This window comes from Curtobacterium luteum (assembly GCF_001475545.1).
In the GTDB taxonomy this organism is placed as follows: Bacteria; Actinomycetota; Actinomycetes; order Actinomycetales; family Microbacteriaceae; genus Curtobacterium; species Curtobacterium luteum_A.
In genome coordinates, this window is the sequence record NZ_LDQC01000029.1 from 1 (window position 1) to 14944 (window position 14944).

At 72.0% G+C, this 14944-nt stretch carries 15 protein-coding genes; 9 read left to right on the forward strand and 6 right to left on the reverse strand.

Going from position 1 to position 14944, the window contains the following annotated elements; genetic code table 11:
* The 3 genes from NS184_RS05605 to NS184_RS05615 all read right to left on the reverse strand — a co-directional run.
* Positions 1-850 (reverse strand): efflux RND transporter permease subunit (locus NS184_RS05605; RefSeq protein ID WP_193750402.1); only part of this gene is annotated, 850 nt, incomplete at its 3' end.
* 34 nt (positions 851-884) lie between these two features.
* On the reverse strand, positions 885-1541 hold the full coding sequence (locus tag NS184_RS05610; RefSeq protein ID WP_058725157.1) for a DUF6518 family protein: 657 nt from the start codon (positions 1539-1541) through the stop codon (positions 885-887).
* An 80-nt stretch (positions 1542-1621) separates the two neighbouring features.
* Entirely contained in the window at positions 1622-3064 is a 1443-nt protein-coding gene (locus NS184_RS05615) for a PLP-dependent aminotransferase family protein (RefSeq protein ID WP_058725158.1), read from the reverse strand.
* Positions 3065-3124: 60 nt separating this feature from the next.
* On the opposite strand from NS184_RS05615, the gene NS184_RS05620 reads away from it, so the two are divergent.
* The 3 genes from NS184_RS05620 to NS184_RS05630 all read left to right on the forward strand — a co-directional run bounded on the left by NS184_RS05620 (position 3125) and on the right by NS184_RS05630 (position 5327).
* Entirely contained in the window at positions 3125-3814 is a 690-nt protein-coding gene (locus tag NS184_RS05620; protein ID WP_058725159.1) for a YczE/YyaS/YitT family protein, read from the forward strand.
* Between the two features lie 80 nt (positions 3815-3894).
* Positions 3895-4749, forward strand: coding sequence for a DUF4097 family beta strand repeat-containing protein (locus NS184_RS05625; protein WP_058725160.1), 855 nt, complete (start codon positions 3895-3897; stop codon positions 4747-4749).
* Positions 4746-5327, forward strand: a complete 582-nt coding sequence (locus NS184_RS05630) for a PadR family transcriptional regulator (RefSeq protein WP_058725161.1) — start codon at positions 4746-4748, stop codon at positions 5325-5327. Before NS184_RS05625 ends, NS184_RS05630 begins: the two co-directional genes overlap by 4 nt.
* Positions 5328-5449: 122 nt before the next feature.
* Here NS184_RS05630 and NS184_RS05635 read toward each other — a convergent pair whose 3' ends face one another.
* Entirely contained in the window at positions 5450-6238 is a 789-nt protein-coding gene (locus tag NS184_RS05635; RefSeq protein ID WP_058725162.1) for a MerR family transcriptional regulator, read from the reverse strand.
* A gap of 139 nt (positions 6239-6377) precedes the next feature.
* Here NS184_RS05635 and NS184_RS05640 point away from each other — a divergent pair, with 139 nt between their 5' ends.
* The 4 genes from NS184_RS05640 to NS184_RS05655 all read left to right on the forward strand — a co-directional run bounded on the left by NS184_RS05640 (position 6378) and on the right by NS184_RS05655 (position 10367).
* Positions 6378-8642, forward strand: coding sequence for an APC family permease (locus NS184_RS05640; RefSeq protein WP_242862978.1), 2265 nt, complete (start codon positions 6378-6380; stop codon positions 8640-8642).
* A gap of 37 nt (positions 8643-8679) precedes the next feature.
* On the forward strand, positions 8680-9435 hold the full coding sequence (locus tag NS184_RS05645) for a hypothetical protein (RefSeq protein WP_058725163.1): 756 nt from the start codon (positions 8680-8682) through the stop codon (positions 9433-9435).
* A 111-nt stretch (positions 9436-9546) separates the two neighbouring features.
* On the forward strand, positions 9547-9807 hold the full coding sequence (locus NS184_RS05650; RefSeq protein ID WP_058725164.1) for a DUF3072 domain-containing protein: 261 nt from the start codon (positions 9547-9549) through the stop codon (positions 9805-9807).
* Positions 9808-9926: 119 nt separating this feature from the next.
* Complete coding sequence (locus NS184_RS05655; RefSeq protein WP_152998074.1) at positions 9927-10367, forward strand: DoxX family protein; 441 nt, start codon at positions 9927-9929, stop codon at positions 10365-10367.
* A 139-nt stretch (positions 10368-10506) separates the two neighbouring features.
* On the opposite strand, the gene NS184_RS05660 is transcribed toward NS184_RS05655, so the two are convergent.
* Complete coding sequence (locus NS184_RS05660) at positions 10507-11628, reverse strand: NAD(P)-binding domain-containing protein (protein ID WP_058725169.1); 1122 nt, start codon at positions 11626-11628, stop codon at positions 10507-10509.
* 160 nt (positions 11629-11788) lie between these two features.
* On the opposite strand from NS184_RS05660, the gene NS184_RS05665 reads away from it, so the two are divergent.
* Entirely contained in the window at positions 11789-12004 is a 216-nt protein-coding gene (locus NS184_RS05665; RefSeq protein WP_022905133.1) for a DUF3073 domain-containing protein, read from the forward strand.
* Between the two features lie 264 nt (positions 12005-12268).
* Here the strand turns inward: NS184_RS05665 and purM are convergent, their stop codons facing one another.
* A complete protein-coding gene (purM, locus tag NS184_RS05670) occupies positions 12269-13372 on the reverse strand; it encodes a phosphoribosylformylglycinamidine cyclo-ligase (RefSeq protein WP_058725165.1) in 1104 nt (367 codons plus the stop codon).
* A 70-nt stretch (positions 13373-13442) separates the two neighbouring features.
* Here purM and purF point away from each other — a divergent pair, with 70 nt between their 5' ends.
* Positions 13443-14900, forward strand: a complete 1458-nt coding sequence (gene purF / locus NS184_RS05675; RefSeq protein ID WP_058725166.1) for an amidophosphoribosyltransferase — start codon at positions 13443-13445, stop codon at positions 14898-14900.
* Positions 14901-14944 lie beyond the last annotated feature (44 nt).

Genomic DNA, 14944 nt, shown 5'->3' on the forward strand with positions numbered 1-14944 from the left:
CCCCGGCCGCGCCCGTCCCGCCGGTCGCCGAACCGCTGGTCGCGGCGCTCGACCCGGACGCGGCGCCGCTCGCCCCGGACCCGCTGTCGCCCGACCCGGACGAGCTGCTGCTCGACGACGCGGTGAGCGGGAGCGCCTCGATGTCCTTCAGGGACGAGATGCGCTCGCCGGTCTGGACCGAGAGCGTCTTCCCGTCCTGGGTGATCGTGCCACCGGGGATGAGCGTGCCGTTGTCGCTCAGGGCGTCCGAGATCGACTGCGACGTGAACCCCTTCGCCGCGAGCTCGTCCTCGTCCGGCGTGATCACGACCCGACGGCCGGGGTTGCCGAAGACGTCGGCCTGCCGGACGCCGTCGAGCTTCTCGAGGTCGGGGATCGCCGTGGCGTTCAGCCGGTCGACGAGCTGCTCCTGGTTGCCCTCCCCCGTGACCGCGAGCTGCAGCACCGGCAGGTCGTCGAACGAGCCGGTCACGATCTGCGTCTGCACGGTGTCCGGCAGCGACAGCGCGTTGACCGCGGTCTGGATCTTGTCCTCGGCGCTGGCGAGGTTCGAGCCGTAGTCGAACGACGCGGACACGACGCTCTGCCCCGTGGACGAGGTCGCACTCGTCGACTCGAGGTTCGGCACCACTTGGATGGCCTGCTCGATCTTCGTCGAGACGTCGTTCGACACGACCTCCGGGGTCGCGCCCGGGTAGGCGCTCACGATCGCGACCTGGGGGAACTCGACGCTCGGGATCAGCTCCTGCTTGAGGCTCGTCAGCGAGATCCCGCCGAAGATCGCCACGACGATCGTGACGAGGGCGATGAGGGACCGGTTCCGGATGCTGAAGACCGAGAGGAGGTGCACCCTCTGATCCTCGCAGGCCCGAGCGGTCGGAGGCTCAGCCGAGCAACAGGTAGGCGCCGAGGACGCCGAGTGCGCCGAGCACGCCGCTGCCGAGGGCGATGACCCGTGCGAGCGGCGTCCGGGCGCGCGCCACCCCGGCCACGACGAGCGCGGTTCCGACGACGACCTCGATCGTCCAGAAGGTCGTGCCGGTGGTCGCGGCGACCTGGAGCAGCGCCCGCACGCCCTCACCGACGAGCACCGCTCCCGTGACCCCGGTCGCTGCGGCGGCGAGGCGACCAGATCCGGACCGCAGCGCCCACACCACGGCACCCGCGAGGAGCCCCGCGGGGACGCCCATGAGGACCCAGAAGTTGGTGACCGAGAGGTGGTCCGGGTAGCCGCGCAGGTTCGTCGCCGCCCAGTAGCCGACGTGCATGAGCTCGAGGAACACCACACCGAGCACCATCGGGACCGCCGGGCGCCGGTGCAGCCCGGCCAGGAGCACGAGCAGCCCCGCCACGACGAACCACGGGCCGGCCGAGTTCGCGAACTCGCCGAGTCCGGGGACGGCTTGTCCGTACGAGCACAGCATCCCGGCGAGGAGGGCGAGTCCGGTCGCGGTGCCCACACGGGCCGCGACCGGCATCGTCGGTCGGTCGGCCTGCCGTCCGGGGGTCTCGGTCGGCGCGGGGTGCGCAGTCGTCTCCATGCCCCCAGGTTCCCGTGGGCGGGCGCACGGGACATCACCCTGAGGGACGCACCGCCTCCTCCGTCGGGATGATCCCGGCGTCAGACCACCGCTGCCAACGACCCGCTCGACCCGACGGCCTCGCCCCCGACCCGTGCCCACGCCCGCTCCAGCACGTCGACCATGCGGGTGCGGTCGGCCGCGGGCATCGTGAACGGCACCCGGAGGAAGCGCTCGAACCCGCCGTCCGGCCCGAACACCCCACCGGAGGCGAGCACGACCCCCTCTGCCCGCGCCGCGAGGACGAGCGCGCTCGACACCGGCCGACCGAGGCCGACCCACGTCGTCAACCCGCCCGCCGGCGCCGGGACGTCCCACTCGGGCAGCCGCGCACGCAACGCACCCACGACGTCGTCGCGCGCCTGCGCCAGGTAGGCGCGCCGCTCCTCCAGGACGGTCTCGGTCCGCGGGACCAGCTCGCGCGCGACGAGCTGGTCGAGGACGGGCGTGCCGAGGTCGCCCGTGGGGCGGGCGAGGAGGAGTCGCTGCAGCAGCTCCGGGCGGGCACGGATCCAGCCGATGCGGAGGCCGCCCCAGAAGACCTTGTCGGCCGACCCGATCATGACGACGTCGTCGGACGCCGCGGCGAGCGGCGTCGCTGCGGGTCCGTCGATGCGGAGCTCGCCCATCGTCTCGTCGGCGACGACCGTCGTCCCGACCGATGCTGCGACCGACACGAGGAGGTCGCGGGCGTCGGGGGTCATCGTGGCGCCCGTGGGGTTGTGGAGCGCCGGCATGACGTAGGCCACCGACGGGGTGGTCCGCCGGAGCGTGTGCTCGAGGACGGTCGTGTCCCAGCCGGTCCGGGCATCGACGGGGACCCCGACGAGCCGGCCACCGACCTCGCGGAAGGCCTCGTGCGCGTGCGGGTAGGTCGGGGACTCGACGAGGACGGCGTCCCCCCGCCGGACGAGCACGCGGGCGAGCAGGGCGATGGCGTGCTGCGCGCCGATGGTGACGACGACCTGCGACGGGTCGGTCGGCAGGCCCCGCGCGGTGTACCGGTCGGCGATCGCCCGGCGGAGCCCGGGGTCGCCGACCGTGTCGTACCCGATCCCGGCGAGCGCCGCGGGCACGTGCCGCACCGCCCGTTCGACGGCCTCGGCGATGCCCGGCGCCGCGTGCAGGGCAGCCTTGCGGAGGTCGAGCACGTCGCCGCCGACCACACCGCCGAGTCGTTCGGGGTCCGGTCGTCCGACGAGGTCACGCGGCAGGCGAACGACACTGCCGGACCCGCGGACCGAGACCAGGAACCCGTCCTCCCGCAGCCGTGCGTAGGCGTTCGCGACGGTGGTGCGGGAGACACCGAGCGCCTCCGCGAGCCCGCGTTCGGCCGGCAAGCGGACGCCCTGCGGGATGCGTCCGTCGATCGCGAGCACCCGGAGGGCGTCCGAGAGCGCCTCGTACGCGGCGGCATCGGTGCCGGCGCGCCAGTCGGTGAGGAGGAGTGCGGCGGACCGGGCGCTGAGCAGGACGGGCGTCATGGATCCACGGTAGCGTGATTGGCCCTCGACCAGCAGGCCAATCTCGTCCACGATCGGAGCATGTCCCGCACCCCCGCCCTCACCCTCCGGTTCGTGCAGCTCATGGTCGGTCTGTTCCTCTACGGTGCCTCGACGGCGCTCCAGGTCCGGGCGGTCCTGGGGGTCGCCTCGTGGTCGGTCCTCACCGGAGGGCTCGAACACGTCGTGCCGTGGTCGTTCGGCGTCATCACGGTGGTGTCGAGCGGCGTCATCCTGCTGTTCTGGATCCCGCTGCGCCAGAAGCCGGGCATCGGGACTTTGCTCAACGCGCTGGCGATCGGGCCGTCGGCGGACCTCGTGCTCTGGCTCGTCCCGGCACCGGACGGCCTGCTCCCCCGTGTCGGTCTGTTCGTCGCGGGACTGCTGCTCCTCGCCGTCGCGACCGCGTTCTACATCGGCGCCGGGTTCGGGGCGGGAGCGCGCGACGGGCTGATGGTCGGCGTCTCGCAGCGCTTCGGCTGGCCGATCTGGGTCGCCCGCACCGTCATCGAGGTCACCGTCGTGATCGTCGGGTGGCTGCTCGGCGGGGACGTCGGCGCGGGCACCGTGATCGCGGCGTTCGCGATCGGTCCGATGGTGCAGCCGCTCATGCCGATCTTCCGTCGGTTCCCGTGGAGTCCGGAGCGCACGCGGCTCGCCGGAGCGGCGGCGGCACCACCGACTCCTCCGTCGGCGTCGAACCCCGGCCTGGAGGCGCGGACCACCTCCTGAACGACCTGTTGCCACGGGTGTAACTCGCGATGTACCGTGTCCCCACCAGACGCGATACATCGCGAGTTCGAGGAGGCAACATGGCGCAGGAGAAGTGGCTCGTGGAGGAGCCCAAGGTCATCGACACCGGCATCGTCCGACGCCTGCGGGTCGGTCTCGTCGGCGGCCAGGTCGACGTCGTCGCGCACGACGAACCGACCGCCCGCGTGGAGGTGCACAGCGTGTCCGGCAAGCCCCTCATGGTCGAGGTGGACGGCGACACGCTCACGGTCGACCACCCGCAGATCCGGTGGGACGACCCCATCGGGTTCCTCAAGTCCTTCCGCGGCAGGGCCCAGGCGGACGTCAGCATCCTCGTGCCGCGCGACGCCCCGGTCACCCTCGGGGTCGTGTCCGCGGGTTCGCTCCTCGCCGGCACGAACCGCGGCGCCACGCTCCACACGGTCTCCGGCGACGTCGTCGTGGACGGCGTCGCGGGGGACGTCACCGTGAACGCGGTCTCCGGGACGACCACCGTGCGGGACCTCGACGGCGCACTCACCGTGCACACCGTCTCGGGCGACGTCGTCGCGACCGGGTCGATCCCGCGGTTCCAGGCGGACGGGGTGAACGCCGACGTCGTGCTCGACCTGCACGGCACCCCCGACGCGGCCCGCGTCAACACGGTGTCCGGCTCGGTCAGCGTCCGACTCGAGGACGGTGTGCCCTACCGCTGCACGGTCTCGACGGCGTCGGGCAAGCTGCAGTTCGACGACTCCGAGATCCGCGGGGTGCGCGGCTCGTACGTCAAGCAGGGCGGGGAGCTCTCCGGCCAGTGGCTCGACCTCAAGGTGAACTCCGTCTCCGGTGACATCGCTGTGCTGCACGCTCCCCCGGCGCCCGCCCCCGACGGGTCCCACACCGCCCCGACGACCGACGGTGAGGTGCCCGCATGAGCCCGGTCTTCGCGCACGGTCACCTGCGCCTCTACCTGCTCGTCCTGCTGGCTGACCACCCGATGCACGGGTACGAGGTCATCACCGCCCTCGGCGACCGGTTCGGCGGCACGTACGTCCCGAGCGCCGGCACCGTCTACCCCCGCCTGGCGAAGCTCCAGGACGAGGGCCTCGTGACCGGGACCGCCGACGGCCGGAAGACCGTCTACGCGATCACCGACGCCGGTCGTGCCGAGCTCGAGGCCCGGGCCGCGGAGGTCGCCGCGCTCGAGGACGGCGTGACCGACTCGGTGAAGTCCCTCGCCGACGGTGTGCGCGCCTCGGTCGGTGAGGCCATGCGGTCCCTGCGCGCCGACCTCGCGGCGAGCGCCCAGGCCCCGCGCGGCCAGACCGCCGACGACCCGGTCGACGTCCCGACCGCGGGCGCCAGCGCCCTCCGCGAGGTCGAGATGGTCCTCTCGTCCTTCCGGCAGCAGGTCCGCGCGGACCTCCGGCGCCAGGCGACGCGGGGCACCCTCACGGCGGACACGGTGACCCGTCTGCGTGACGGACTCGAGTCGCTCCGCCACTCCCTCTGACGGGAGCGGCGGAACCGGACGCGAGCGCCGACGAGCCGGGCCGGCGGGGCGGGCGCACACCGCGCCTCCCGGCCGGCCCGTCCGTGCCCCTCCGCCGGAGCGTGTCGCGCGCGCCCGCTGCCTCACACCTCGCCGGCGTCGGCCAGGGCGTGCATCGCGTCGCGGAGCGCGGCGGACGCGCCGACACCGGCCCACTCGTAGGCCTGCGTGAACCGCTCGTCGTGCACGTACATGTCGGCGAGCGTGCGGAACCGGTCGGCGGTGACCCCGGGTCCGGGTGCCTGCCCGAGCCACGCGAGCTGCCGTCGGGCGAGTGCGAGCCCGGCGGCCGACGTCGGCCCGTCGCCGGAGGCTGCGAGCGCCGCGGCGTCGTGGGCGATCGCCCGCTGTTCCGCCTGGAACGCCCCCTTCGCGGCGGTGTCCTGCGACGACCACCACTCCTGTCCGCGCTGCCAGGCGTCCGCACCCCAGCGCTCCTCGACCTCCTGCTTGAAGCGGGTCTGGTCGAACCCGTCGAAGGTGTCGTGTGCGGTCATGTCGTCTCCTCGTTCGATCCTCGTGATGGTGGTGCGCACGGCCGCCAGCTGCCGTGCGAGCCGGTCGCGCTCCTGTTCGAGCCACCCGACGTGCGCACGGAGTGCCGTCACGTCGTCCTGCTCGCCGTCGAGCACCCTGGCGACCTCGGGCAACCCGAGCCCGAGCCCACGGAGCAGCAGGATGCGCTGGAGCCGGACGAGCGCTCGGTCGTCGTACCGGCGGAGCCCACCCTCGCCGAGCGCCGTGGCAGGCAGCAGCCCGATCGCGTCGTAGTGACGGAGGGTCCGGCTGGACACACCTGCGGAACGCGCCACGTCGACGATGCTGTGGGGCGCTTTCGCAGCGGCGTCCGCACTCCCTGTCCGATCACTCATGCTGGACACCGTACGGGTTGACGCAGCGTCAACCGCAACCCTTCCGATCGTCTCAGGTTCGACCAGCGCACCGGGAGGCGGAATACGAGCGGGCCCGGCCGTGTTGACTCCGGGCCCGAAATGAGTAGGTTGGCCGCTCGTGACGAACGAGATCCGGTCGCTGAAGGCGCGACTGATCGGGGATCCCCTCCCCTCCGAGAAGCTCGAGGGACAGCTCCTCCCGAAGCACCTGGCACTGCCGATCTTCGCGAGCGACCCGCTCTCCTCCGTGGCGTACGCGCCGCAGGAGCTCCTCATGATCCTGCTGCTCGGTGGCATGGCGTTCCTGACCTTCGCGCCGTGGGTCGCTGCGCTCGTCGTGCTCCTGCTCGTGGTGGTCGTCGCGTCCTACCGACAGCTCATCAAGGCGTACCCGTCCGGGGGCGGCGACTACGAGGTGGCGCACCGGAACCTCGGGGAGAAGGCCGGGCTGGTCGTCGCGAGTGCGCTGCTCGTCGACTACGTCATGACCGTGGCCGTGTCGGTGGCCTCCGGGGTGGACAACATCATCTCGGCGCTGCCGTTCCTCAACGAGTTCCGCGTCGAGCTCGCGCTGCTGTTCGTCGTGCTGCTCGCGGCCGTGAACCTCCGCGGCGTCCGCGAGTCGAGCAAGGCCTTCGCCATCCCGACCTACCTGTTCGTCGCGTCGGTGTTCGTCATGGTCGTCACCGGTCTCGTGCGGGTCGCCGTCGGTGACGCCCCCGTCGCGGAGTCGGCGCAGTACACCGTGCAGAACGTCGAGCACACCACGCAGGCGGCGTTCGTGCTGCTGCTCCTCCGCGCCTTCGCGTCCGGCTGCTCGGCCCTCACCGGCGTCGAGGCGATCGCGAACGGCGTGCAGGCGTTCCGTCGCCCGAAGATCCGGAACGCCCAGAAGACCCTCGTCGCGATGGGCGGGATCGCGATCGTCCTGTTCGTCGGACTCATCACGCTCGCCCTCGTGGCACGCGTGCACTACGCCGAACGCGCGTGCGACCTGCAGGGCTTCACCGCCTGCGCGACCACGCCGCAGCGCTCGCTCATCGCCCAGATCGCCGCCGCGACGTTCGGGGACGGCTCGGTGCTGTTCTTCGTCGTCCAGGCGACCACCGCGGCGGTCCTGCTCCTCGCGGCGAACACGGCGTTCAACGGGTTCCCGCTCCTCGGCTCGATCCTCGCGCGGGACTCGTACGCACCGAAGGCCCTCTCGACGCGCGGCGACCGCCTCATCTACTCGAACGGCGTCATCGTCCTGGCGCTCGTCGCGGCGGCGCTCCTGGTGGTCTACCGGGCGAACGTGACGAGCCTCATCCAGCTCTACATCATCGGCGTCTTCGTCTCGTTCACGCTCGGGCAGACCGGCATGGTCGTGCACTGGACGCGGCTGCTCCGTCAGGACCGAGCGGGGACGGCCGCCGAGCCGGTGAACCGCGGTCAGGTCGTGCGCTCACGGCTCATCAACACCGTCGGAGCGAGCTTCACGTTCGTCGTGCTCGTCATCGTCACCATCACGAAGTTCACGCACGGCGCCTGGCTCGTGTTCGTCATCATGCCCCTGCTGTTCGTCCTCATGCTCGGCGTGAACCGGTACTACCGCGACGTCTCGCACGAGATCGAGGCCGACGAGGAGACCGAGTTCGGCGCGACCGGCGACCACGCGATCGTGCTCGTCAACAAGCTGCAGAAGCCCGTGCTGAAGGCGCTCGACTACGCCATCGCCGCGAGGCACGCGAGCTTCGAGGCGGTGCACGTCGCGATCGACGACGCCGAGGCCGCACGGCTCCGGGACCAGTGGGCCGACCACGGCATCGAGGTCCCGCTGACGATCGTGCCGAGCCCCTACCGCGACATCTCGATGCCGCTCATCAAGTACATCAAGGCCCACCGCGCCGAGCACGGCTCCGAGGTCGTCACGGTGTACACGCCGGTGTTCGTCGTCGGCCACTGGTGGGAGAACCTGCTCCACAACCACCGCGGCCGCCGCATCCGGAAGAAGCTCCTGCTCGTGCACGGCGTCACCGTCGCCCTCGTGCCGTGGCTGCTCGACTCGTCCGAGCTGCTCTACGGTCGGCGTTCACGTCCGCTGCCGGGTCAGGAGCGCCGCGGCGAGCCCGTCCGGCCGCCGCTCCGCCGGTCGCCACACGGGGTGTTCCGCTCCGAGGGCCGGGAGGAGGACCGTCTGCTCCGCTCCGACCAGCGCAACAGGCTGAGCCCCCGGGGCGAGGCCGGACCGCGGGGCGACGCCGGTCCGCGGCGCGCGACCCGGCCGGCGGGACCCGCCGAGGGCGTCGACCCGGCCCGCTGCACCGGGGAGCTCCGGACCCTGGTCGCGTCCCCGCCCGCGACGCGGACACCGACCTCGCCGTCCGACGCCGATCGCTCGTGACAGCGTGTGACGGTGCCCGGTCGTACGATGTGACGCCATGACCCCGACCGACCTCCGCGCCTTCGCCACGTTCGACGCGCACGGCGGCAAGGTGTCGAAGCGCGTCGAGGTGCTCGACCACGAACCGCCTGCCGGCAGCCCGCTCGAGGGCCTGGTCGCGGTCCGCGGGGAGCACCCCCTCGGTGCGGTCGACGAACGCGCCGCCGACGACTCCTCCGCGCTGTCGCGCGGTGAGCCGGCCATCGGTTGGGTCGACCCCGCGACGCTCCGCGACTGGTACCGCCCGGACCGCGTGGTGACCACCCGCCTGGAGGCGCGCCGGTCCGGCATCGTCCCGGGTCTGTACGCCGACTCCCGCGGGCGCGGTCGGGTGCGGATCGACGGCCGGGAGGCACTGCTCGCCCCCGATGGTCGTCCCGCCTTCCGCGCACTGGCCGGCCCCGACGACGCTCCGGTGGTCGACGTCCCGCTGCCGAAGGACCAGGCCGTCCGACTCGTCGCGGTGACCGCGGTCCCGGAGGGCCTCGAGATCGTCACGACCCCGGTGTCCCCGTTCCTGTCACCGGGCCGGTACGCCGCGTACGCGGCCGACGTGCCCGGTCTGCCGCCGCGCCCCTCGACGGGGACCGAGCGGGTGACCGCGTCGGTGCTGCTCGACGGCACGCTGCACGTGGTCGACCGGATCGACGAGCGGGCGGCGACGATGTGGATCGAGCGTGCGGGTTCGGTGGTGCCGATCGCACTGAGCGGGATCGGTCCCGACCTGGTGCGGTACGCCGCCGCGCCGGCCTGACTCCGCGCCCGCCCGACGTCCGGCGGCGAGCACCCACCGTCGTCCGGCATGCGCAGTCCGGGGGACGCCGCGCTGGGGTGCGCGTCGGTGGCCCGGCGTAGCGTCCGCGCCATGAGCGATGCAGACCAGACCGACCACACCGGCGAGACGCTCGGTGGGCCGCGCCCCGACCCCTCGACCACCGCGAGCAAGGACCCCGAGGACTGGGTCACCGGCGACGAGCCGATGACCGGCCCGCAGCGGAGCTACCTCGACACCCTCGCCCGGGAGGCCGGCGAGGAACTGCCCGCCGACCTCACGAAGGCCGAGGCCTCCGAGCACATCGAGCGACTCCAGGCGCAGACCGGGCGCGGAGCCGACACCGCTTCCTGAAACCGGTCCACCGAACGGTGGACCGGTGTCTGGGCATGTCCTGGTGATGCCCTGGCGAACCCCGTCGAGACCCCTGACCGGGGGTGCTCGATGACGTGTCACCCGTTACCTTCTCGGGCATGCGAACGACATCGACCTCGATCGGCCTCACCGTGCTCCGCGTCGTCCTCGGCGTGGTGTTCATCGCCCACGGCGCGCAGAAGTTCGCGCAGGGCATCCCGAACGTCACCCGGGGCTTCGCGGGCATGGGCGTCCCGCTCGCCGACGTCGCCGCACCGCTCGTCGCGGGGCTGGAGCTCGTCGGCGGGGGCTTCCTCGTCCTCGGCGTCGCGACCCGGGTCGTCGGGGTGCTCCTGGCGGCCGACATGGTGGTCGCGGGCCTGCTCGCACACTCCTCGGCCGGGTTCTTCTCGCAGGACGGCGGCTTCGAGTACGTGCTCGTCCTCGCCGTCGGCTCCCTGGCCGTCGCCCTGACCGGCCCCGGGCGGTTCTCGCTCGACGCGGCGCTGCTGCACGCCACCCGACGGCGGCGGGGCGTGGACGCACCACTGCCCGCCTGACCCGGACGTTCCTGACGGACCACCGACGGACGGGAGGACGGCGCACGATCCGCGCCGCGCCTCCCGTCCGTTCGTCCGTCCGTCCGTCCCGTCGTCCGTCCGCTCTCTCGCCCGTCCGGGGCCGGGCCGCCGACCGCCGTCAGGAGACGTCGGCGAGCACGTCCACGACCTGACGGGCGATGCGCCGCCCCGCCCGGTTGGCCCCGATCGTCGAGGCCTGCGGACCGTAACCAGCGAGGAACAGGCGCGGCTCGTCCTCCGAGCGGCCGTCCGCCACGACGATCCCGCCCTGCGCGGTGCGGAGCTTCAGCGGCGCGAGGTGCCGGAGGTCAGCACGGAAACCCGTCGCCCACAGGACGGCGTCGGCGTGCACGTGCTCGCCCTCGGCCGTCACGACCCCCGTCGCGTCGAGTCGGGCGAACATCGGCGAGGCCACCAGCGTGCCGCGGTCGATGCCCGCTCGGATGCGCCTCGTCACCGGGATGCCGGTACCGCTGACGATGCTCGGCAGGACCCGACCGGCCCGTGCCGCACGGTCCTGCTCGTCGACCGCCGCGACCGCCGAATCGAGGTCGAGCGAGGCCGAGTCGGACCAGACGACAGGGCGTCGCGTGAACCACCGCGTGGACCGAGCGACGCCGTCGAGCTCGAGCAGGAACCCGATCGCACTCGTGCCACCGCCGACCACGACGACGTCCTGCCCGGCGAACTCCGCGGCGCTCCGGTACTCCGTCGTGTCGAGCTGCCGGCCGGTGAAGACGTCCCGCCCCGGGTACCACGGCACGAACGGCGTGCCCCACGTCCCGGTGGCGTTGACGACGACCTCGGAGCTGATCCGGCTCGTCCGTCCGTCCGGGGTCTGCAGGGTCGTACAGAGTCGGTCGGAGCCCTCGGTCCGGGTGACCGACGTGACGGCGACCGGACGACGGACGCGGAGGTCGTAGTGCTGCTCGAAGCGTCGGTAGTACTCGGCGACGACGTCCCGGGCGGGTCGGGCGCGGTCGGCGTCGTCGAACGTGAGGCCCATCGCCCGCATCCCCGGCAGGTCGTGGACCCGGTGTGCCGCGCCCAGCCGCAGGGCCTCCCACCGGTACTGCCACGCACCGCCGGTGTCCGGGCCGCGGTCGAGGACCACGAGGTCCGAGCCCGGTGCGAGTCCGAGGCGACGCAGGTGGTGGGCGACCGACAGCCCGGCCTGTCCCGCGCCGATGACGACGACACGCGCGTACTGATCCGGGGCGGGATTCGTGGCGTCGCTCATCACATCCGATTCTGCTGTGTCCGCCGTGCTCGCGGCGACGTCCAGATCGGGGTACATGGTAGAGTGATCGGCAGATTTCAAACCACGAACCGTCCGATTCCCCGGGTGTCCAATCGCACCCGCCAGGATCGGACCAGAGCCGATCACGAGGGGGTCACGCATGGGGCGCGGCCGTCAGAAGGCAAAGCACACCAAGGTCGCCCGGGAGCTGAAGTACTTCAGCCCGGAGACGAACTACGGTGCGCTCGAACGCGAGCTCTCCGCCGGGCAGCACTCGGACGAGAACTCCTACGTCGACCGCTGGGCTGACCAGTACGGTGACGACGAGGACGACCTCGAGCTCGAGCAACACGAGGACCAGAACAAGTCCGCCTGAGCCGCCCTCGTGCGACACGCCGCTCACCCTCGGGTGCGCGGCGTTTCCGCGTGCGCGGCGTGCGCTGACGTGTGATCTGAGTTGGTCGCACGACATGCCGCGGGCGCGGCGCCGTGGTCGCAGAACCTGTCGCTGCCCGAGCTCGCAGCCGACACTTCGCGCGACCAACCCGAGCGGCCTGCGGCACGTCGTGCGACCAGCCGCCGGCGGCCGAGACCACGGCGCGACATCGTCTGGCGACGACGTTCGGCGGCCTCGCGCGCGTCAGGCGGCGTAGGCCCCCACGAGGCGCACGGCCCCGCCGTCCACGCCCTTCGCGCCCTGCTCGAAGCCAGTGGGGTCCTCGCGCGCCGCGGTCGAGATCGTCCCGACGGCCCACGACGGCAGCCCCGCGGCACCGAGGGACGCGATCACGTCCGACGCCGCACCTGCCGACACCACGGCGAACATCCCGATGCCGAGGTTCCACGTGCCCTCGGTGTCCTCGAGCGGTGTCGCCGCCATCGAGGACAGCACCCGGAACACGGGCAGCGGGGACCACGTCGAACGGTCGACCTCGACCCACGAGCCGACCGGCAGCACGCGGGCGAGGTTCGCGGCGATGCCCCCACCCGTCACGTGCGAGAGCGAGTGCACCGCGCCGGGGTGCGACGACAGCAGGGACAGCAGCGGGCTCGTGTAGAGGCGCGTGGGCTCGAGGAGTGCTTCGCCGACGGACACCCCGGCGCCGAACTCCGGCAGCTGGTCGGTGTACTGGACGCCCCGCGTCGACAGGATGTGCCGCACGAGGGAGTAGCCGTTCGAGTGCAGCCCGGACGATGCGATGGCCACGACGACGTCACCGTCCTCGACGAGGTGCGCACCGAGCTGGGCGCCGGCCTCGACCACACCGGTCGCCGCACCCGCCACGTCGTAGTCGTCCGGGCCGAGGAGTCCGGGGTGCTCCGCCGTCTCACCGCCGACGAGGGCTGTCCCGGTCTCCGAGCAGCCGCGGGCGATCCCGGCGACGATGTCCGCGATCCGGTTCGGGACGACCCGGCCGCAGGCGATGTAGTCGGTCATGAACAGCGGCTTCGCGCCGACCACGACGATGTCGTCGACGACCATGCCGACGAGGTCCTGCCCGATGGTGTCGTGCTTGTCGATCGCCTGGGCGATCGCGACCTTCGTGCCGACGCCGTCCGTCGACGTCGCGAGCAGCGGGTGTTCGAAGTCCTTCAGGAACGAGACGTCGTAGAGCCCCGCGAACCCGCCGACACCGCCCGTCACCGAGGCGTTGTGCGTGGCCGAGACCGCCGACTTCATGAGTTCGACCGCGAGGTCGCCGGCTGCTGTGTCGACGCCGGCCTCGGCGTAGGGGTTCGTCATGCGTCGTCCTCCGCAGGGCATGGCAGACTTGTTCGGTCCCCCCGATTCTACGGTCTGGAGCACACCGCGAATGTGCGGCATCGTCGGGCTCGTCGCCCAGAGTCCTGCCAACCAATCCATCTACGACGCTCTGCTCCTCCTGCAGCACCGAGGACAGGACTCGACCGGCATCGCCACGGTCGAGGGTCACATCCACCACATGCACAAGACGCGTGGCCACGTGCGGGAGGCCTTCCGCACGCGTGACATGCGGTCCCTCCTCGGCACGATGGGCCTCGGCCACGTGCGCTACGCCACGAAGGGCGCCGCGAGCAACGAGGAAGAGGCGCAGCCGTTCTACGTGAACGCGCCGTACGGCATCGTCCTCGTGCACAACGGCAACCTGACGAACACGCGGGAGCTCACCCGCGAGCTGTTCGACATCGACCGCCGGCACCTCAACACGAGCTCCGACACCGAACTGCTCGTGAACGTCCTCGCGCACGAGCTCCAGGGCCAGGTCCGCGGGAAGGACCTCGACCCCGGCCAGGTGTTCGACGCCGTGGAGCGCGTGCACGAGCGCGTCGAGGGCTCCTACGCCGCCATCGCCACCATCGCCGGGCACGGCCTGCTCGCCTTCCGCGACCCGTTCGGCATCCGCCCGCTCATCCTCGGCCACAAGTTCGACGAGGCCGGCCAGCCCGAGTGGGTCGTCGCGTCGGAGTCGCTCGTCCTCGAGTCCGGCGGCTACGAGATCGTCCGGGACATCGCCCCGGGTGAGGCCGTGTTCATCGAGATGAACGGTCAGATGCACGCCCGACAGTGCGCGAAGGACCCGCGCCTCGTGCCCTGCTCGTTCGAGTACGTCTACCTCGCCCGTCCCGACTCGGTCATGAACGGCATCTCGGTGTACGACGCCCGGCTCCGGCTCGGCAACCGTCTGGCCGACACCATCGAGCAGTACGCGCCCACGGGCGACATCGACGTCGTCATGCCGATCCCGGACTCCTCACGCCCGGCGGCGATGCAGGTCGCGCAGAAGCTCGGCATCGAGTACCGCGAGGGCTTCTACAAGAACCGCTACGTCGGCCGGACGTTCATCATGCCGGGGCAGGCGGAACGCAAGCGGTCCGTCCGCCAGAAGCTCAACGCGATGTCGTCGGAGTTCAAGGGCAAGAACATCCTCATCGTCGACGACTCGATCGTGCGCGGCACGACGAGCAGGGAGATCGTGGAGATGGCCCGCGCTGCCGGCGCGAACGAGGTCACCTTCACGAGCGCCGCCCCGCCTGTCCGCTTCCCGCACGTCTACGGCATCAACATGCCGACGCGTGCCGAGCTCATCGCGCACGACCGGAAGATCCCGGAGATCAACCGCGTGCTCGGCAGCGACCACCTGATCTACCAGGAGATCGCCGACATGCGTGACGCGATCATCGAGGGGTCGGACGTCACCGACCTCGAGATGAGCTGCTTCACCGGCGAGTACGTCACGGGCACGGTCAGCCCCGAGTACCTGTCCTGGGTCGAGGCGAACCAGCTCAGCTAGGTCCGGTCGCCCAGGGCGACCAGCAACGGACTGGAGGCACGGTG